The organism is Pseudomonas sp. PD9R, assembly GCF_019200975.1.
Classification (GTDB): Bacteria; Pseudomonadota; Gammaproteobacteria; order Pseudomonadales; family Pseudomonadaceae; genus Aquipseudomonas.
The window spans coordinates 316,935-335,204 of sequence record NZ_JAHTMR010000003.1 but is presented as its reverse complement, the minus strand read 5'-3'; the positions used below and the strand labels follow the sequence as shown (position 1 = coordinate 335,204).

Genomic DNA, 18,270 nt, shown 5'->3' with positions numbered 1-18,270 from the left:
ATTTCGGCCAGCATCGAACTTTCTGCCGTTGCGCGGCACCAACCGCGTAAGACGTGCAGTTATTTGCAACGCGGGCGCGGTTTTTTTTGAGGTATGAGAGGTGGTTATGAACATCAAGACTCTGGGGCTGCCCCTAGCGGTAGTAGCTTTTATGGCACTGGCTGGTTGCTCGACGCCGACAGTCGTGACCCTCCATAATGGCACCCAGTATTTAACCAAGGACATGCCGAAAACCAAGACCAAGGACGGCTTCTTCGAATTCGAGGATATTTCCGGCGCCAAGGTCAAAGTCAATGCCAACGATGTGGCGACAATTCGTCGCGAAGATTGAATAGCGCGTTATCGTTGACTGATAAGCCTCCTTTTTTCCCTACGGTGTGGCAGGTTTCAAGCACTGCCTTACACTGCGATACACCCTATGCGAATGATTGATTGCGCAGGCATCACGTCATGATCCAGGTGAAGCCGAAATGAAAATGCTCCCACCCCTTTTGGCCTCCATTCTCGTCGCCAGCGCCTGCGCGGCAACGAGCATTGGTGCAAGTGCTGCAAAGGCTGTAAAGGCTGCGCCCCTCTTCAAAACCAGCTTCGATTGCGCCCAGGCCAAGGCGTCCATCGAAAAGCTGATCTGTCATGACCCGCAACTGGCGCAGATGGATATCGAACTGGAACGCCTTTATCTGCTGGTGCTCACGGACGATCATTCAGTCCCGCCTCGAAACAAAGTCGAAATCGATCAGCAATTCTGGATTGACGCCCGTAATCAGTGTGCCTCTGGATCAGACCCCAAGGCATGCACGGTTCGCAGCTATGCCGAGCGCGCGCATTTACTACGTCAGGGCTCAATGATTGCCAGGACCAAGGACCCAAGCAGACTCACCGAAGGCCCCGTGGCTTTTCGTTGTGCGGGGTTTAACGGACTGATTGCCGCCAGCTTCTTTACGGTCGAGCCGAGCGTGGTGTACCTGAAATGGGCAAACACTTCCGCCCTCCTTAATCAGGTCCCGAGCAGTTATGAAACCTTATATAGAGGCAAGGATTACAAGGGCAGCTACAGCTTCCGGCAAAACGGCAACGACGCCGTTATCCAGATACCGGGCTCAGCGGAAATGAGTTGCACGACCGAGCCCGCCAGTTGAGCACGCAACGGGACGTCCTGTCCCGTTAGCCCCCTCGCCCCCTTTAGCTACCGGTGCGAATCTTGTTCCATAGCCGGGTACGAATCCGGTCGATATTCAGCGGCATTGCTTCCAGCGCGAACAGTTTCCCCATCATTTCCGGGCTCGGATAGACCTTGGTGTCGTTCTTGATGGCCGGGTCAATCAGGCTGTCCGCCTGCTCGTTGCCATTGGCGTAATGCACGTAATTGCTGATGCTGGCCATGACTTCAGGGGCCAGCAAGTAATTCATGAAGGCATAACCGGCTTTTTCGTCCGGAGCGTCGACCGGCATGGCCACCATGTCAAACCAGATCGCCGCGCCTTCCTTGGGAATCGAGTAGCCGATGTCGATGCCATTCTTGGCTTCCTTGGCACGGTTTTCCGCCTGAAGGATGTCGCCGGAGAAACCGACCGCCACGCAAATATCGCCGTTAGCCAGGTCGCTGGTGTACTTCGATGAATGGAAGTAGCTGACATATGGCCGGACTTTCAGCAACAGTGCTTCAGCCTTTTTGTAGTCTTCCGGATTTTTACTGTGAGGCGGCAGTCCCAGGTAATTCAGGGCGGCTGGCAGCAGTTCCGGGCCGTTGTCGAGGATGGCCACGCCGCACTTCTGCAGCTTTTTCATGTTTTCGGGCTTGAAGATCAGGTCCCAGGAATCCACGGGCGCGTTGTCGCCCAGCACCGCTTTGACTTTGGCGATGTTGTAGCCGATGCCGGTGCTGCCCCACAGGTACGGGAAGCCGTGTTCGTTGCCCGGATCGTTGGTCTGCAAGGCCTTGAGCAACACCGGGTTGAGGTTCTTCCAGTTTGGCAACTGAGTCTTGTCGAGCTTCTTCAGCGCCCCGCCCTCAATCTGCCGCGCCATGAAATGGTTCGACGGAAACACCACGTCGTAGCCGGATTTACCGGTCATCAGCTTGCCATCGAGGGTTTCGTTGCTGTCGTAGACGTCATAGGTGAAAGCGATGCCGCTTTCTTTCTGGAAGTTCTTGGTGGTATCCGGCGCGATGTAATCCGACCAGTTGTAGATTTTGACGGTGTCGGCCGCCTGACTGATTGAAGCGACGAGCATCAGCGGTGCCAGAGTCAGTGTCTTTCGGATCATGAGTCGATTCCTGAATAGGTGTTGTTGTTTTGGCAGGCAATCAAAGGGATCAGCTTTCTAATTTCAAGAAATCAAAACGTAGGTCTTGCGCACGGTTTCCTGGATATCCCAGATACCGAGGCTGTTGGCTGGCAACATCAGCGCATCGCCGGCTTCTATGTGCAGGGTTTCACCGTCGTCGGGTGTGAAGGTGCAGCGACCTTGGATGAAGTGACAGAATTCCTGGGCGACGATCTGCCGACGCCAACGGCCGGGGGTGCATTCCCAGACGCCGGTTTCAACGCCATCGTCGCGTTCGACGCTGGTGGTCGAAGCCACCGCCACCGGTTTGCCCAATGGCACGGCGACCGGGTTCGACTCTTCCAGTTTCAAGGTTGCGGTGTTCTTGAATTGCGTGATGCTCATGGGAGTACCTGTCGATGAAGCCTATAGATAGAGAATGCGCGGGTTACTGCATGAAACCTTCCATGAACCCCGCGACCCCACTGGCGAGCTTGCGCCGCCAGGGCGCGGTGGCCGGGTTGGCGAGGGTCTGGTCTTCGTGGACGAAGCTGCGAATGATCGCGTTGTAACCGAGCCAGCGGCAGGGTTCCGGTTCCCAGGCCCTGAGCGCGTCGAGCCCGCGCTGGGGAATGACCCACGGCTGATGAACCAGTTCGGTATCGCGCTGCAGGATCAAGTCGGCGAGGGTTCGCCCGCCCAGATTGCTGGCCCCGACACCCTCCCCGCCGTAACCACCGGACAAGGCAATGCCGCTGGCCTGATCGCACAGCATGTGCGGTTTGAAACGCCGGGACATGCCGAGGTTGCCGCCCCATCCGTGAGTGATCTGCACGTTCTTGAGTTGCGGGAACAGTTCACCGAACAAATAACGTCGCAGCTCCACTTCGCTGGTGGTCAGGTCGAAGTGATGGCGCAGCTTGCCGGCAAACTGGTAGCCGCCCCGGGCACCGAAGATCAATCGGTTATCGGCGGTGCGCTGGCCGTACGTGACCTGACGACTGCTTTCACCAAACGCCTGGCCGCGACTCAGGCCAATCTCGTCCCAAGTGGCAGCAGACAGCGGTTCAGTGGCGACAATCAAACTTTGCACTGGTAGCTGATACCGCCCCAACGGCGGCAGCGTGCCCGCGTAGCCCTCTACCGCCGGCACCACCCATCGACTGCGAACCGAAGCTTTCGCCGTGCGCAGGCTGCCCGACTGCCATTGGGTGACAGGGCTGTTTTCGTAGATCCTGACGCCCATGCGCTCAACCGTACGCGCCAGACCACGCACCAGTTTGGCCGGGTGCAGGGTCGCCACGTGCGGTGCGTAAATACCGCCATAAGGTTTGGCGATGCGGATTTGTTGCGCCAATTGCTCCGGGCTGAGCCAGCGGTAATCGTTTTCGTTGAGGCCCTGGCTGTAGAGCGAGTCCAGATACTGTCGAAGACTGGCCTCCTGCTCCGGGTAACGAGCGGCGCAGTACAGCACGCCACCTTTACGATAATCGCAGTCGATGCCTTCACGTTCGAGGACAACTTCCACTTCGTCGGGGATGCTGTGCAGCAGGTCGTAAGACGCTCGACGCTGCTCGGGTGACAAATCGGCAAGTAGCCGGTCTTCGCCCAATAAATTGCCCATCAACCAGCCGCCATTGCGCCCCGAGGCACCAAAACCGGCGGTCTGCGCCTCAATGATGGCGATGTTCAGCTCGGGGGCCTGACGTTTCAGGTAGTACGCGGTCCACAGGCCGGTGTACCCGGCGCCGATGATCGCCACATCGATATCCAGATCCTGTTCCAGCGCCGGACGAGCGCGTAACGGCTCGTCGAGTTGGTCCATCCACAAACTGATAGTGCGCCACGCTGGCATGCAAGACTCCGCCACTCAAACTTCGATGGCGTTGATCCTAGTGCGTGGGCTCAGAGGCTGTCTTGCGCGCGTGCACGCAAAGAAATTTGTTTGACGTAGGCCTTGGGCGACTGGCCGGTGTGCTGGCGGAAACAGCTGTAGAACGCTGACAACGAATTGAAACCGGCGGCAAAGGCCAGTTCGTCGATGCGCACCGGGGGCGTGGTGCTATCCAGTGCGCTAAGCAGGTGTTGCAGGCGTGCCTGGTTGACGTAGCGATAGAAGCTCTGGCCCAACACCTGATTGAGCAGATAGGAAATCTGATTGCGGCTGTAACCGCACTCCTTCGCCACCCGTTGCAGGTCGAGTTCAGGGTCTAGATAGGGTTGCTGGCGCTGGAAGTACTGTTGAAGATCGTCGGCCATGAAACTCAACTGGCGCGGTGACAGCCCCAGTCGACTGACTGCCGGGCGCTGTTGGCCGGCCGCTTTGCTGGTTGGCTGCTCGTGCACTAGCGAAGCGTATTCGTTGACCCGCCAGATCAGACCGTCCCGCACGGTGATTGCCTCGCTGGCGCGGAATGACACCAGCCCTTCACCGCCGCGCAACGTGATGCGGTACTGAATGAACGCAGTGTTGCCGTCCAGGCGAATGCGGTCCGAATGCTCCAGCGCTTCGTCCGGATCCCGAGGCATGCTGCTGCGCACGTATTCGCGCAACTCGTCCAGGCCCATCACGCGGTTCTGGAAGAAGTCGCTGTACTGAATATCCGGGTGATACAGCGCCATGACCCCGTCAAGGTCCTGGTGTTTCCAGCGCAAGTGATAGCGCATGACCGTCTCGCCCGTGGCCTGGGTTTGTTGCGGGCCATCATCATCGGCGTGCATAGAGGTCTCGACGAAAAAACCCGAGCTTGCCCAAGTTCTGCCGCCGCTTCAATGACCACGCATTGACGGCCTTCTATCGGAAAGTAAGCCGCGACGTGCGCTGGATCAATAAAACCGAAAGCAATCGCCAAACGGACTGAAAAAATCCACATGGTTTTCACATCTGGATGCTACTTTTAAAGTCTGTCACCGGTTGAACCAATGAAGGTTCTTCCCTCCTACCATGAGCTAACGGAAGCGCTCGATGAAGAAGGCGGGCAACATATGAATAAAGGGTTCAGTAAGGTCACGTTTCCAAATGCCTGTCAGCTGATGCGCTGGCATTTTCATCCCATGGGTTTTGAGGCGAGCATGGATGCCCCGGGCAGCATGATCGCCCGTCTGTTTGATCGAGCCACTGGCGAGACCATGATCGCCATTGCCGGTATTCCTTGTGCGACAGTCATGAATGCGGCGGATGTAGAGCGAATAATCGAAGCCGTGGAGGATGAGCTTGAAACATTCATTCCCCCGGTGGCCCTCAGGAGTTATGCCTGAAGGACGAGAGAATTGAAAAAGCCCACTTAGGTGGGCTTTTTGTTGGCCGCAAGATAAAAAGATCGCAGCCTTCTGCAGCTCCTACAGGGTACGCATTCATGTAGGAGCTGCCGCAGCCTGCGATCTTTTCAGATTCAGGCACGATGATCGGCAAAAAACGCCTTGCCCTTGCCGATCCGGTCCGAAGCCTTGGGCATATTCACCGCTTGTGCATCCTGCCCATCGACATACCAGTAACAATGACTCACAGCCCGGGTGATACCTACATACGCCAGTCGCAAAATTTCGTCCTTCTGCGCATTGTCGTAGGGTTCGCTGTCGCCAGCCTTACCCAGACCTGCCAGGCGATAAACCTGATTCTTGTACGGTGAGCTGGTCAGATGCTGGCAATCCCCGAGTAGAAATACCGCGTCCGCCTGCAGGCCTTTCGCACTGTGATAAGTCAGTTGTTTCAGCTTTCTGGACTCATACGGCAAGCTAGAATCAACATTAACTACTGACTGAATATGCTCTTCAATCAATAACTTATCGCTGCTTTTTCGATAAAGCATCAAGATTGAATCGCCCTTGCGGTAGTGTTCGATCAAGCGCTGGGCCATGCCCTGGTCATCTCGATCCAGCACATTGACCGGCCACATCGCCTTCGCTTCACCACTGGCCTTGGCCTTCTTGCCCGGGATCGCAGGCGCGGCACGCACGATGTGTTCGGCGGCGTCGATGATGTGTTGGTGGCTACGGTAGTTGTCGCTGAGCATGACTTTGGTGGTGCTCGGCGACGAAAACTCCTTGTTGAACTCCATGAAATAGCTCGGTGAACTGCCGCGCCAACCGTAAATCGACTGCCAGTCATCTCCGACACAGAGCAATGACGAGCGCTGGGCGCCTCGCCCAACGTGCATGGCCGGGCCACGACTGCGGATCTCGACCAGGCTGGCGCGGATCCACGAAACAATCTGCGGAGAAACATCCTGGAACTCGTCGATCATCAAGTGCGACATCGGCCGTAGCAACTCATCGCTCAGCAGTTTGAGGTTTTCCGGGGAATGCTCGCTGAATAGGGCGAACATTCGGTTATAGGTCATGATCGGTGGTTTTTGATCAAGCAGATGATCTTCCAGTGCTCGCCAGTACAGACTCAATGCCTCGAAGAAAAACCGGTCCGGGTCATCCTTGGCAAAATTCATCTGGCCTACGGCATTCGGCACGTCCAGGCCAAGGTTCTCGATAAACCCGGCCGCGGCAACAAAACAATCCAGCAATGGCGCGGAGGCGAGTTCACCCTTGACCTTGTAATCAAACCCAGGCCCGGCGCTGGCATCGCCGGCCAGCGAAGCGAGAACACGTTTTGATGATTCGTAATTATCTAGCCATATCAGAGGCTTACGACAGAAAGCTTGAAACAGGGTGCGTTTTACAGCCCACTCTGCGCGCACCGTCAACTTGGCGTTTGGACGGGTGACCTGCGGGTTTTCCCGAGGATCGAAACCCAGCACAACCCAGGCATCCAGTGACGGAATATAGCCGTGGCTATGAAAGGTCGAACCGTTGATTTCGAAAGCCTGCCTGTTCGGCTCAATGCCTTTGATCGGCCAGGCGCCTGCTCGAAACCACAGGTCTTCCACGACGTCGCACAACTCTTCATCCCGCTTGGCGGCCAGCTCGGTCACGGCCATGCGCTTCTGTACGTCCGGGTGGTCGCGCTCCAGCTCCTTAAGCTGCAAGGCATGGCGGGACAAGGGTTTGATCAGCTCGCGAAAACGCTCATCGCGAGTGTGCAAGGCGTGATAGCAGGCGTTGAGCTGCTGGCGTTGGGCATCATTGATACGCAGGTCGAACGGATTGCTGTCGGCCTCTTCATCGCCGTTTTGCGCACGCAGACTGAGGTTTTCAAAGGCTTGTAAGCGTTCGAAACCCGGCAGGCTGCGCACCATGGGCAGAATGCGCGAATGGAAAGTGCGCACCAGGTCACGCGCTTCCTTGAGGCTGATCACTCGGCCCCAAAGCGCGAACAGTTCGATCAGTTTGTTGATGAAGTCTTTTCGCGACTCACGGGTGAAGGTCACCACCGTCATGGAACTGAGCTCGAAGCCCAGATAATGCGCCAGCAGCACTATCCGCAGCACCAGGGTCGTTGACTTGCCCGCGCCGGCACCCGCGATCACCGACGTCGAGGGTGTGTCGCTGAAGATCATCTTCCACTGGGCGGCGCTGGGCTGGGCGTGCGGCGGTAGCAGTCGCGCAACATCGGCCTTCATGCGTTTTTTCAGTTCGGCGTTCAACGGCAGGCGCCAATCATCGAACAAATGATCGTCGATATTGGGCGGACGATGTTCGGTTGAGCGCGAGTCGCGAATCAGCAACACCTGCCGGCCTTCTTCCAGCCCTTCGAGCTTGCCTTCCTTGTAGCCGTAATCCACGCCGGCAATGTGCCCGCTGCGGAAGCCGTCGGCCTGGCCGTGGAGCCAGGACGCCCGATGCTGCGCACGCAGTCGCGTCAGGCCATGACCAAAGAAGCGGGCGGCCAGACGCTTGAGCAGCGGCATCTCGGCCAAAGGGCGAAGTTCAGGCGGAAGGTCGGGGGTGTGTTGCGGCACGCGGACGGACTCCAGGGTGTGAGGCTGTTGAGGGCTATGGTGTCTTTATTCACCGCAGACTTCTAGTGAAATGCTTATGACTCATTGGCTTATGCGATGAACTGAAGGCTGGATGAGAAACTTTCGAGGTGATTTAACATCAGCCAATTCGATTGTTATGAGGCATTTTTTACGCTTTTTATCGATTGTTGCCTGGCGGATGATGCCCGTCATCAACCACCGGTCTCGCTTCGTGGCTCAGGCACTCCGCCCCATGACGAACCTTTTCAGGAGACGATCATGCTTGAACTCAGACCTTTCAACTCGCTCGGCGGCGCTCACCACGGCTGGTTGGATGCCCACCATCATTTTTCGTTCGCCGAGTACCACGACCCCAAACGTATGAACTGGGGCAACCTGCGGGTGTGGAACGACGACGTGATCGCCCCCGGCACCGGTTTTCCGCAGCACCCGCATCGGGACATGGAAATCATCACCTACGTGCGTGAAGGTGCAATTACCCACCAGGACAACCTGGGCAACAAGGGTCGCACCGAGGCTGGCGATGTTCAGGTCATGAGCGCAGGCACCGGGATCGCCCACAGCGAATACAACCTGGAAGCCACGCCAACCAAGATTTTCCAGATCTGGATCATTCCGAACGAGTCCGGCCTGGCTCCGTCCTGGGGTGCCAAACCATTCCCTCAAGGTCAGCGCGAAGGTTTTGTGACACTGGCCAGCGGTAAGGCTGGCGACGATCAGAGCCTGCGTATTCGTGCCGATGCACGATTGGTAGCGGCAAATCTGAAGGCTGGCGAAACCGCCGAGTACCACCTGGACAGCGGTCGTCGTGCTTATCTGGTACCGGCCACCGGGGTGATTGAAGTCAACGGGTTACGTGCACAAGCTCGTGACGGTGTTGCAGTTGCCCAGGAACAGGTGTTGCGGGTGACGGCCATTGAAGACAGTGAAATCGTTCTGGTGGACTTGGCTTGATGTTGTAATTGCCAGACAAAAAAGGGGCGACCGTGGTGGTCGCCCTTTTTTATCGGCCCGAGTTCTTCAGCGTTGCCAATGCCGCCTTCGCGGGCAAGCCTCGCTCCTACAGGTTTTATGCCGAACGTGATATTGAATGTCACCACGCACTGCAGGAGCGAGGCTTGCCCGCGAAGAGGCCGTCAATCACTTCGCAGAAATAGCGCCATCCACCAGCGTCTGAGCCTCGGCCACCAATTGCTTGAGGTGGTCGTCGCTGACAAAGCTTTCCGCATAAATCTTGTAGATGTCCTCGGTACCCGACGGGCGCGCCGCAAACCAGCCATTTTCGGTCATGACTTTCAGGCCGCCAATCGCCTGGTCATTACCTGGTGCGTGGCTGAGGATGCTCTGGATCGGTTCCCCTGCCAACTCGGTCGAAGTGACCTGTGCCGGCGACAGTTTGCTCAACAAGGCTTTCTGTTCCGGATTGGCCTTGGCGTCGACCCGCACCGAGAACGGTTCGCCCAGTTCGTCGGTCAGGGCCCGATAGGCCTGGCTCGGATCGCGACCGGTGCGCGCAGTCATTTCGGCCGCCAACAGGGCCGGAATCAGGCCGTCCTTGTCGGTGCACCAGACACCGCCGTCCTTGCGCAGGAATGAAGCGCCAGCGCTTTCTTCCCCGCCAAAACCCAGCGAACCGTCGAACAAGCCGTCGGCAAACCACTTGAAGCCGACCGGCACTTCGTACAGGCGACGCCCGAGGCGTTTGGCCACGCGATCGATCAAGCCGCTGCTGACCACGGTTTTGCCCACGGCGGCATCAGCGCGCCATTGCGGACGGTTCTGGAACAGATAGTCGATCGAGACCGCAAGGTAGTTGTTCGGCGCCAGCAGGCCGCCGGACGGGGTGACGATACCGTGGCGGTCATGATCAGGGTCGCAACCGAACGCCACGTCATATCGGTCCTTCAGGCCGATCAGACCTTGCATGGCGTGGGTGGACGATGGGTCCATTCGAATCTGGCCGTCCCAGTCCACAGTCATGAAGCGGAAGGTCGAGTCGACCTGCTTGTTCACCACGTCCAGGTCTAGCTTGTAATGCTCGGCAATCGCCGACCAGTAGCGCACCCCTGCTCCGCCCAGCGGATCGACACCCAGACGCAGCTTGGCGTCACGAATGGCGTCGAAATCAATCACATTGATCAGATCGGCGACATAGGTATTCAGGTAATCGTGACGGTGGGTCGTGCTGGCCTTCAATGCTTGTTCATAGCTGATGCGTTTGACACCGGCCAGCTTGTTGCTCAGCAGTTCGTTGGCCTTGGCTTCGATCCACTTGGTGATGTGGGTATCGGCCGGGCCACCGTTGGTAGGGTTGTATTTGTAACCACCGCTTTGCGGCGGGTTGTGGGACGGCGTGATGACGACGCCGTCCGCCAGGCCCGAGGTACGGCCGCGGTTGTAGCAAAGAATCGCGTGGGAAATGGCCGGGGTCGGGGTGTATTCGTCACCTTCGGCGATCATCACCGTCACGCCATTGGCAGCGAGCACTTCCAGTGCACTGGCACCGGCGGGCGTGGACAGCGCATGGGTGTCGATGCCGACAAACAACGGGCCATCGATGCCTTGGGCTTCGCGGTACAGGCAGATCGCCTGGCTGATCGCCAGAACGTGCCATTCGTTGAAACTCAGGTCGAACGAGCTGCCTCGGTGCCCGGACGTGCCAAAGGCTACGCGCTGGGTGGAAATGGCGGCATCAGGCTGGCCGGTGTAATAGGCCGTTACCAGTCGCGGGATGTCGACCAACAATTCTGCCGGTGCCGGTTTACCCGCAAAAGGACTGAGTGTCATGCAAAACCTCTGGAATAGAGTGGTTCAGGGATAGGAGCGGAGTTTACTGGCAGTTTGACCATAGCGCGATGGGATCGATCCATGAGTGTGGCTGATGTTTTGCGGCCCTGCTCAATCGATCGCTTCCAGGCGCAAGGCGTCTCCCAGCAAGCCCAGTGCGCCAGCGAGGTCATGTTCGCCAGCAAAGGTGTGCGTCAAGCGCAGGTGTTGCCCGTGCAACCCCTGCAGGCTGAACAGTTCGCCCGGCGCAATCACTACCTGATGCTTGAGCAGGCGCTGGAACACCCGACGCACATCGACCCGACGCAGCGAGCGCACCCAAATGGTTGCGCCACCTTGAGGCTCGACAAACTGCAACGCATCCCCCAGTCGCTCCTGCAGCAGTTGGATCATTTGCACCTTGCTGTCCTTGAGCCGTCGCCGCAGCACTTGCAGATGCTGATCAACACGTCCGTTACTGTACAAGCGGGCAATGGCTTTCTGGCGAATCGGTGAAAGGCGAAAGGCGCGCAGTAGAAAATGTCGCTGAAACTCAGCGTTCAGGTGGCGTGAAAGCAGGTAGCCGTAAGGCGCCTCCGGGCCAATGGTTTTTTCGAACGACGAAAAGACCATCAAGCGTTCCGGGGGCAGCAGATCGCGAAAACGCACACCCTCGGATTCAAATTCCAGCTCGCCATAACAGTCGTTTTCCAATACCAGGCAATCGTACCGCTCCAATAGCTGCGCGACGGCTTGCCGATTGTCGTCGGACGCCCTGCTGCCCCGGGGCATATTCAGCCCGGAAGAAACCATGACCACCTGCACCGGTTGGGCCTCAAGCAGCTCGTTGAGATGTTCGAGATCCAGATCACCCTCTTTGCGGACCGGCCATTCCATCACCCTTACGTCTGCCTCCTGAAGCAAGCGCAACAGCGCCCAGTCGCACGGCGACTCGACCACCACCGTGGCGCCCTTGAGGCGCAACACGGTGATCAATGTCTCCAGCACACCGCGAAGATCGGCACCGATATAAACATCGTCGGCGTGCCAACAGCGCACGGGCGAAGTGGTGTAACGCGCGGCCAGTGCCGTGCGCAATTCCAGCTCACCGCAAGGTTGTGGAGACGATTGTGGCTGGCGCGGATATTGGCGCAGCAGCTCTCTTTCCAGCAGCAACAACGGCCTGTCGAGTGGTTGCAGCAATGCGGGTTCATCGGTACTCAAGACCAGCATGCCGGGGCGTCGCGCGTTGATATAGACGCTTTCCAGCAGGTCGTTACCGCTGTAAAGCGAGCTGATGGCGGGCACTGGCAACGCGTAGTAACCGGACTTGGCCACCGAGTACACGCGTCCTTCCTTTTCCAGCAGCGAGTAAGCGTACTGAATGGTCGAAATCGAAACGTTCAGGCGCTGCGCCAATTGGCGCAACGATGGCAGGCGTACGCGTGTATCACCGATGTGCTCGCTGATCAGGCTGTTCAGGTAGCGGTACACCGCCTGGTACGCAAAGTCGGTTTCACGTGGTCCTTTCATGGGAATAGGCCGAAAAGGCGGCTGTCGCTCACTTTCACCGACCTGCGGACCATTCACCCGGCACGATTACGTCGTGATAGGCGTCCTCGATTGGTATATCCGTGTCTGCCACCCTGCCCTCATTGATGGATACCGGGCCCATTCGGTACAGCTCACCGATCAGTCTGACAGGCAACCCACTGACGTCGACCATCCATTGCATGATCTGCTCCGCGACCGGCTGCCCCTGCATGGCCCGGTGCAGATCGGGCATTGCCACCAACATGCCGGGGTGGCACTGGCGCAGGAAGCGCTCCAGCGCCGCGCCTTTTTCGACAAAAGGTGCAAACAGCAGACATACGAGTTGCGCCTCGCTCAAACCAAGGCTGAGCTGGACCTCTGCCGTCGTTCGTGCGCGCTGTTCGGCCAGCGCTGCAGGGTAGCCGAAGGCCTCCATCGCTTGTTCGCACAAGCGTTCCGGCAGTTGCTTGCGGCGCATCATCACCAGTGCGCGTTGCAGGTATTGGGCGACGCCCGACTCGTAGGTTTGACCCTGCACGAAGCAGGCATGCAACCCTCGAACATGCGCCGAGATAGAAAGGCTGACGTATTCGTTGTCGCTGAGTTGGGTCGTCAACTCGTCCGCCTGGAACCCGAGAAACTCGGTGAGCAGCGGCCAGCGTTCTTCCAGGTTGCTGACCAGCATGTCGTGAATGTTTATAAACGTGGTGCGCCGGCAGGTTTCAAACTGTTCGGCCGGGCGCCATTGCTCCTGATCGTGCTCGGCGTAAAACATCCGGTAGTAATCGCTGCCCAGTTCGTCGAGCAGCGCGAACAACCCGCTGTACCCCGGTTCGACCTGATTCGACGTCTCCAGGCCGGCCTTGGCGGCGGCGCGCTTGAATCCGTCGATAAACTGCTTCTGTTGGCGAGAGGAGTCGCCACTGACCCAGGCATCGACCCCGTTGTTCCAGCGGGCGATCTGCCCATAGAATTCACCGGTGGCCAGATAACCGTCATCCCACAGATCAAGCGGCTCGTCCCAGCTACGGCGATGGCCAATCATCAACTGGTTCCTGCGGTTGGACTCGCGACCGGTTTTGGACAGGGGGGCGACATGATCGAACGGCAGGACTTCCCTGTTATCGACCATCAGCACTTCGACCCGTGGATCGTCATAGACGAACAAGGCGCTGTAGGTGCGATGAATGTTTTCCAGCGCCGCCGCACTGCTGCCGTTTAAACGCAAGGTTGCCACCCGCAACTGGAACGTTGCCGGTGCCCGACTGGCAATCGTCAGTTGTGCGGCGCGCAGCAACGCCAGGCTGTAGCAGCTGTCACGGGAGCCGGACTGGATCACCAGCACCTTGTAGTTGCCTATTTGCTCTATCCCTCCGGCAGCGACTGCCAGGCGCTGGATCAACAACTGCAATGCAGTGCGCTCGGCACGGGAAAAAAAACTCAGCAAGCGTTGCAGCACTTGTTGGTAGACATAGTTCATCGCTTGATCATGGATGTTGGTCATCTTTATTTACCTGATGCTCATAAAATCGAAACCGCGCAAACAACAGCACGCACCGCGCAAAAAAGCTGGCTGGAGAGGGTTTAGTTATTGGGCATAATTGCCAAATGCTAACACTTAAGTTTTCAGGCCAATATTTGAAAGATTTGGCAGCCGCCAACGCCGCAGGCGCACTCGACCCTGATGAAAGGCCCGCCCGGCAAGGCTTTATCCTTTTGCACACGCCATCCTAGGAAATGTCCGACAGCGTCCCACAGACGTTTAATACAAGAAATAAAGAAAGAAGTTGCCCGCGATTGTTCGGCAACTGAGTAATAACCCACTACTTGTCGAGTAAGTAGCAACGGTGCGATTCGAAACGTATCGGTCTGATACCCTGCCATGACTCATTCCTTGAGATGAAAGTAATCATTCAATTATCAGGGCTTGGATGATGATTAGAAGCTACAGATCGAGAGCAAAAACCGGTGCAGTTGCTGAACCGGTCCATCGACAGGTCGATGGGCGTCTCGTGTCGGAAAGTGCTGAAAGCAAAAAATCCGTGCAAGCACGGATTTTTTTTGAGGCGTGGGTTACGCCGTCTCGACCTCGAGCGCGACCCTTTCACGACATGGGCATTCGTCCATGTAGCGGTGTGCTTCGACAAACTCGGCAAACGGGAAGACCCGAGTCTTGAGCGGCAGCAGAACGCGGTCAGCAGTCATCTGGTTGATGTCACGCAACGCACGTTGCAGCGCCACCTGGTCCTGAATAATGCCCAGCTCCGGCTTGCCGGTGAAGTTGCCGATGCAGTGAACGAAGAACTGAATATTCTTCTGGAACGCTGCGCAGGCCGGGAACGGTGTCTGGTTGCCGCCTTGAAGGCCGTACAACACCAGGCTACCGCGGGGTGCAAGCACATCGCCAAGCAGCGACATCTGCGGGCCGCCCAGACCATCGAACACCGCATCTACACCGCGGTTGTCGGTGATCTTGTTGATCCGCATCAGCAGATCTTCCTCTTCAGTGACGATGACTTTCTCGGCACCGAGATTCAACAGGTATTCGCGTTCGTCTGCACTCTTGGTCGCGGCAATCACCCGAATGCCCAAGGCCTTGCCCAGTTGTACAAACGAAGGTCCGGCACAGTGACTGGCGTCGGTGACAAGGGCAAATTGCCCGGGTTTGACCCGTGCCAGATCGACATAGGCGAAATAGGCGATCAACAGCGGCGTGTAGTGCACAGCCGCTTCGATCGGGCTGAGCACGTCCGGATAGCGGGTCAGTGCCGTACGTGGCAGAACGATCAGTTCGCCGTAGACCGGATAGTCGTTCGGACTTTGAGCCGGGAAGCTGGCGACCTTGTCGCCGACCGCGATGTCATCAACACCCTCACCGACCGCGGTGACGATACCGGACATTTCACTGCCCAGGCCGGCAGGCAAACGAGCATGGGACGAGGCCAGGTTCTGACGCCAGAGGGTGTCATACCAGCTTATGCCAATGGCTTCGACGCGCACCTGCACTTCACCTGGTGCAGGCAAAGCCGCCGCATGCTCTTCGCATTTGAGCACCTCGGCAGGACCAAACTTGTGAAAACGGATCGTGCGGGACATCGCAAACCTCGCCAAATGAACCTCTAATGCCCTGAACTCTAGCTGGGCTTTTAACCCAAGACTATCAGTGGCTATTAATAGTCGACATGCCTGTCATTGATTCCGCAGCAGCGGCAACATCGTCAAATGTCGTAAGAAACCGAAGCAGCCTTTGTAGGAAAACTGAATTACTCGGTGCAGAGTACCAGCCTTTCCCCGTAATATTCTTGCTGGCCATTGTTCTCATATGGCCGCTCACGTCAAGTTTGATGACCCTGCCAGGACTCCAGATGAATCGTAATGACCTGCGTCGTGTCGACCTGAACCTGTTAATCGTATTCGAAACACTAATGCACGAACGCAGCGTGACCCGCGCGGCAGAGAAGCTGTTTCTCGGCCAGCCGGCCATCAGCGCGGCGCTCTCACGCCTTCGCGGGCTGTTCGATGATCCGTTGTTTGTGCGCACCGGTCGCAGCATGGAACCGTCTGCCCGGGCCGTGGAAATCTTCGCCCTGCTGTCGCCGGCACTGGATTCGATCTCCACCGCTGTCAGCCGTGCGGCTGATTTCGACCCGGCCACCAGTACGGCGGTGTTCCGCATCGGACTGTCGGACGACGTCGAGTTCGCCTTGCTGCCAATGCTGCTCAAGCGCCTGCGCGCGGAGTCGCCGGGGATCGTGCTGGTGGTGCGGCGCGTCAACTACATCCTGATGCCGGGGTTGTTGGCCTCGGGGGAAATTTCCATTGGCGTCAGCTACACCACCGACTTGCCGGCCAATGCCAAGCGCAAAGTGCTGCGCCGTAGCCAGCCAAAACTGTTGCGTGCCGACACCGTGCCGGGACCGTTGAGCCTGGATGACTACTGCGCCCGCCCCCACGCACTGGTGTCGTTTGCGGGCGACTTGAGTGGTTTTATCGATGAAGAGCTGGAGAAACTCGGGCGCAAACGTCATGTCGTGCTTGCCGTACCGCAGTTCAATGGACTGAGCACGCTGCTGGCCGGCACCGACATCGTCGCTACCGTGCCTGATTACACGGCCGATGCGCTGACGGCGGCGGGCGGTGTGCGGGCTGAAGACCCGCCGTTGCCCGTACGCAGTTTCGAGCTGCACATGGCATGGCGCGGTTCGCAGGACAATGATCCGGGCGAGCGTTGGTTGCGCTCGCGAATTCAGATGTTCTTCGGCGACCCGGACAGTCTTGCATAACCCGAAAATCTAAAGATCGCAGCCTTCGGCAGCTCCTACAGGGTGTTTACGCAATCAACGTAGGAGCTACCAAAGACTGCGATCTTTGATCTTGCATCTTTGCAAGCGAGGCAACACACAATTGTCATCAGCCTCATTGATCACGCATTAACCAAAGGCGCACGCTAGAGGGCTGGCATCGGGCTTATATCATTCCGAATGATAGTTACCTTCGCCCCATTCGATTCGTGCGATACCCACCCCCCGCGCATCATTCGCCAATCTCAATACATTGGCGGATGCATCCATGGAACAGTCACTCAAACATTTGCGCTTCCCGTTGGCCGTGCTGGCCGTACTGGTGATGAGCGCCTGCGGCAAGACTCCGCAAACTGCCGCCGCGCCACCTGCTGCCAAGGTCAGTGTGGCCAAGGTGCTTGAGCAACCCGTCAACGAATGGGACGAATTCACCGGTCGCCTTGAAGCCCCGGAAACTGTAGAAATTCGTCCACGGGTCTCCGGTCAGATTGATGAAGTGGCTTTCACTGAAGGCGCACTGGTCAAGAAAGGCGACACGCTGTTCCAGATCGACCCTCGCCCGTTCCAGGCTGAAGTTCGCCGCCTCGAAGCGCTGGTGGCCCAAGCCCGCGCCAACGCCACTCGCAGCGAGAACGAAGCCCAGCGCGGTGAGCGCCTGCGTACCAGCAATGCGATTTCTGCCGAACTTGCCGATTCGCGCACCAGTGCTTCTCAAGAAGCCCGCGCCGCCGTTGGGGCACTTCAAGCGCAACTGGACCTGGCCAAACTGAACCTGAGCTTCACCCGCGTCAGCGCGCCTATCAGTGGTCGCGTCAGCCGTGCGGAAATCACCGCCGGCAACCTGGTGACCGCCGATACCACTCCACTGACCAGCGTCGTCTCCACCGACAAGGTGTATGCCTACTTCGATGCCGACGAACGTGTGTTCCTCAAGTACACGCAACTCGCCCGCCAGGGCAAACGGGGCGCCGCCACACCGGTGTACATGGGCCTGTCCAACGAAGACGGCAACCCGCACCTCGGGCAGATGAATTTCGTCGACAACCAGGTCAACCCGAAAACCGGCACCATCCGTGGTCGCGCCGTCTTCGACAACAGCGATGGCAGCTACACCCCGGGCCTCTACGCGCGTTTGAAACTGGTGGGCAGCGGCACTTACAGCGCCATGCTGATCAACGATGAAGCGGTCGGCACTGATCTGGGCAAGAAGTTCGTGCTGGTGATGGATGCCGACAACAAAACGGCCTACCGCGCGGTCGAGTTGGGGCCGAAGATCGAAGGCCTGCGCATCGTGCGCAGTGGTTTGAACAAGGACGACACCATCATCGTCAAGGGGCTGCAACGGGTCCGTCCTGGTTCGCCAGTGACACCTGAAGTGGTCCCGATGGCCAGCGAGCAAACCCTCGCCGCCCTCGCCCAACAACGACAAGCGCTGGAAGCCAGCAACCTGCCTCAAGTCGCGCCCGCCAAGGTTGCGCCGGGCGCGGTTGTGAAACTGGCTGCTGCGACCCCACGCGGTTAAGGGATAA

General features: G+C 58.0%; 15 protein-coding genes. 6 read left to right on the top strand and 9 right to left on the bottom strand.

Annotation, left to right across the window (positions count from 1 at the left end; translation table 11 throughout):
* The first annotated feature begins 106 nt into the window (after positions 1-106).
* Together KUF73_RS09085 and KUF73_RS09080 are read left to right on the top strand one after the other, a co-directional pair.
* Positions 107-331: a YgdI/YgdR family lipoprotein gene (locus KUF73_RS09085; RefSeq protein WP_218437700.1), complete on the top strand. Its 225-nt coding sequence runs from the start codon at positions 107-109 to the stop codon at positions 329-331.
* Between the two features lie 139 nt (positions 332-470).
* A complete protein-coding gene (locus KUF73_RS09080) occupies positions 471-1,139 on the top strand; it encodes a lysozyme inhibitor LprI family protein (protein ID WP_218437907.1) in 669 nt (222 codons plus the stop codon).
* A gap of 43 nt (positions 1,140-1,182) precedes the next feature.
* Here the strand turns inward: KUF73_RS09080 and KUF73_RS09075 are convergent, their stop codons facing one another.
* The 4 genes from KUF73_RS09075 to KUF73_RS09060 all read right to left on the bottom strand — a co-directional run bounded on the left by KUF73_RS09075 (position 1,183) and on the right by KUF73_RS09060 (position 4,989).
* Positions 1,183-2,268 carry a polyamine ABC transporter substrate-binding protein gene (locus KUF73_RS09075; RefSeq protein WP_218437699.1) on the bottom strand — a complete coding sequence of 362 codons (1,086 nt, stop codon included), beginning with the start codon at positions 2,266-2,268 and terminating at the stop codon, positions 1,183-1,185.
* A gap of 63 nt (positions 2,269-2,331) precedes the next feature.
* Complete coding sequence (locus KUF73_RS09070; RefSeq protein WP_218437698.1) at positions 2,332-2,673, bottom strand: cupin domain-containing protein; 342 nt, start codon at positions 2,671-2,673, stop codon at positions 2,332-2,334.
* A gap of 43 nt (positions 2,674-2,716) precedes the next feature.
* A complete protein-coding gene (locus KUF73_RS09065; protein ID WP_218437697.1) occupies positions 2,717-4,123 on the bottom strand; it encodes an FAD-binding oxidoreductase in 1,407 nt (468 codons plus the stop codon).
* 50 nt (positions 4,124-4,173) lie between these two features.
* Positions 4,174-4,989, bottom strand: a complete 816-nt coding sequence (locus KUF73_RS09060; RefSeq protein ID WP_218437696.1) for an AraC family transcriptional regulator — start codon at positions 4,987-4,989, stop codon at positions 4,174-4,176.
* 264 nt (positions 4,990-5,253) lie between these two features.
* Between KUF73_RS09060 and KUF73_RS09055 the strand changes: the two genes are divergently transcribed.
* Complete coding sequence (locus KUF73_RS09055; RefSeq protein WP_047538622.1) at positions 5,254-5,526, top strand: DUF1652 domain-containing protein; 273 nt, start codon at positions 5,254-5,256, stop codon at positions 5,524-5,526.
* A 134-nt stretch (positions 5,527-5,660) separates the two neighbouring features.
* On the opposite strand, the gene KUF73_RS09050 is transcribed toward KUF73_RS09055, so the two are convergent.
* The gene (locus tag KUF73_RS09050; RefSeq protein ID WP_218437695.1) at positions 5,661-8,120 is read right to left on the bottom strand and encodes a UvrD-helicase domain-containing protein; all 2,460 of its coding nucleotides are present in this window, start codon (positions 8,118-8,120) and stop codon (positions 5,661-5,663) included.
* Between the two features lie 279 nt (positions 8,121-8,399).
* Here KUF73_RS09050 and KUF73_RS09045 point away from each other — a divergent pair, with 279 nt between their 5' ends.
* A complete protein-coding gene (locus KUF73_RS09045) occupies positions 8,400-9,095 on the top strand; it encodes a pirin family protein (protein ID WP_218437694.1) in 696 nt (231 codons plus the stop codon).
* Positions 9,096-9,281: 186 nt separating this feature from the next.
* Here KUF73_RS09045 and pgm read toward each other — a convergent pair whose 3' ends face one another.
* The 4 genes from pgm to KUF73_RS09025 form a co-directional block, all read right to left on the bottom strand.
* Complete coding sequence (gene pgm / locus KUF73_RS09040) at positions 9,282-10,928, bottom strand: phosphoglucomutase (alpha-D-glucose-1,6-bisphosphate-dependent) (RefSeq protein ID WP_218437693.1); 1,647 nt, start codon at positions 10,926-10,928, stop codon at positions 9,282-9,284.
* A gap of 111 nt (positions 10,929-11,039) precedes the next feature.
* Positions 11,040-12,440 (bottom strand): PLP-dependent aminotransferase family protein, encoded by a 1,401-nt coding sequence (locus KUF73_RS09035; RefSeq protein WP_218437692.1) that lies wholly within the window; start codon positions 12,438-12,440, stop codon positions 11,040-11,042.
* Positions 12,441-12,474: 34 nt separating this feature from the next.
* Entirely contained in the window at positions 12,475-13,944 is a 1,470-nt protein-coding gene (locus tag KUF73_RS09030; RefSeq protein ID WP_256345518.1) for a hypothetical protein, read from the bottom strand.
* 569 nt (positions 13,945-14,513) lie between these two features.
* Positions 14,514-15,536, bottom strand: a complete 1,023-nt coding sequence (locus KUF73_RS09025; RefSeq protein WP_218437691.1) for a zinc-dependent alcohol dehydrogenase family protein — start codon at positions 15,534-15,536, stop codon at positions 14,514-14,516.
* Positions 15,537-15,805: 269 nt separating this feature from the next.
* Between KUF73_RS09025 and KUF73_RS09020 the strand changes: the two genes are divergently transcribed.
* Complete coding sequence (locus KUF73_RS09020) at positions 15,806-16,723, top strand: LysR family transcriptional regulator (RefSeq protein WP_247257114.1); 918 nt, start codon at positions 15,806-15,808, stop codon at positions 16,721-16,723.
* A gap of 286 nt (positions 16,724-17,009) precedes the next feature.
* Positions 17,010-18,263 (top strand): multidrug efflux RND transporter periplasmic adaptor subunit MexE, encoded by a 1,254-nt coding sequence (mexE, locus tag KUF73_RS09015; RefSeq protein WP_218437690.1) that lies wholly within the window; start codon positions 17,010-17,012, stop codon positions 18,261-18,263.
* The last annotated feature ends 7 nt before the right edge of the window (positions 18,264-18,270 follow it).

Bases quoted from the DNA above. Each gene is read 5' to 3' on its own strand.
- KUF73_RS09060 (WP_218437696.1), bottom strand. From the start codon at position 4,989: ATGCACGCCGATGATGATGGCCCGCAACAAACCCAGGCCACGGGCGAG.
- KUF73_RS09025 (WP_218437691.1), bottom strand. From the start codon at position 15,536: ATGTCCCGCACGATCCGTTTTCACAAGTTTGGTCCTGCCGAGGTGCTC.
- KUF73_RS09080 (WP_218437907.1), top strand. From the start codon at position 471: ATGAAAATGCTCCCACCCCTTTTGGCCTCCATTCTCGTCGCCAGCGCC.
- KUF73_RS09085 (WP_218437700.1), top strand. From the start codon at position 107: ATGAACATCAAGACTCTGGGGCTGCCCCTAGCGGTAGTAGCTTTTATG.
- KUF73_RS09030 (WP_256345518.1), bottom strand. From the start codon at position 13,944: ATGACCAACATCCATGATCAAGCGATGAACTATGTCTACCAACAAGTG.
- KUF73_RS09065 (WP_218437697.1), bottom strand. From the start codon at position 4,123: ATGCCAGCGTGGCGCACTATCAGTTTGTGGATGGACCAACTCGACGAG.
- KUF73_RS09045 (WP_218437694.1), top strand. From the start codon at position 8,400: ATGCTTGAACTCAGACCTTTCAACTCGCTCGGCGGCGCTCACCACGGC.
- KUF73_RS09070 (WP_218437698.1), bottom strand. From the start codon at position 2,673: ATGAGCATCACGCAATTCAAGAACACCGCAACCTTGAAACTGGAAGAG.
- mexE (WP_218437690.1), top strand. From the start codon at position 17,010: ATGGAACAGTCACTCAAACATTTGCGCTTCCCGTTGGCCGTGCTGGCC.
- KUF73_RS09055 (WP_047538622.1), top strand. From the start codon at position 5,254: ATGAATAAAGGGTTCAGTAAGGTCACGTTTCCAAATGCCTGTCAGCTG.
- KUF73_RS09075 (WP_218437699.1), bottom strand. From the start codon at position 2,268: ATGATCCGAAAGACACTGACTCTGGCACCGCTGATGCTCGTCGCTTCA.
- KUF73_RS09035 (WP_218437692.1), bottom strand. From the start codon at position 12,440: ATGAAAGGACCACGTGAAACCGACTTTGCGTACCAGGCGGTGTACCGC.
- KUF73_RS09020 (WP_247257114.1), top strand. From the start codon at position 15,806: ATGAATCGTAATGACCTGCGTCGTGTCGACCTGAACCTGTTAATCGTA.
- pgm (WP_218437693.1), bottom strand. From the start codon at position 10,928: ATGACACTCAGTCCTTTTGCGGGTAAACCGGCACCGGCAGAATTGTTG.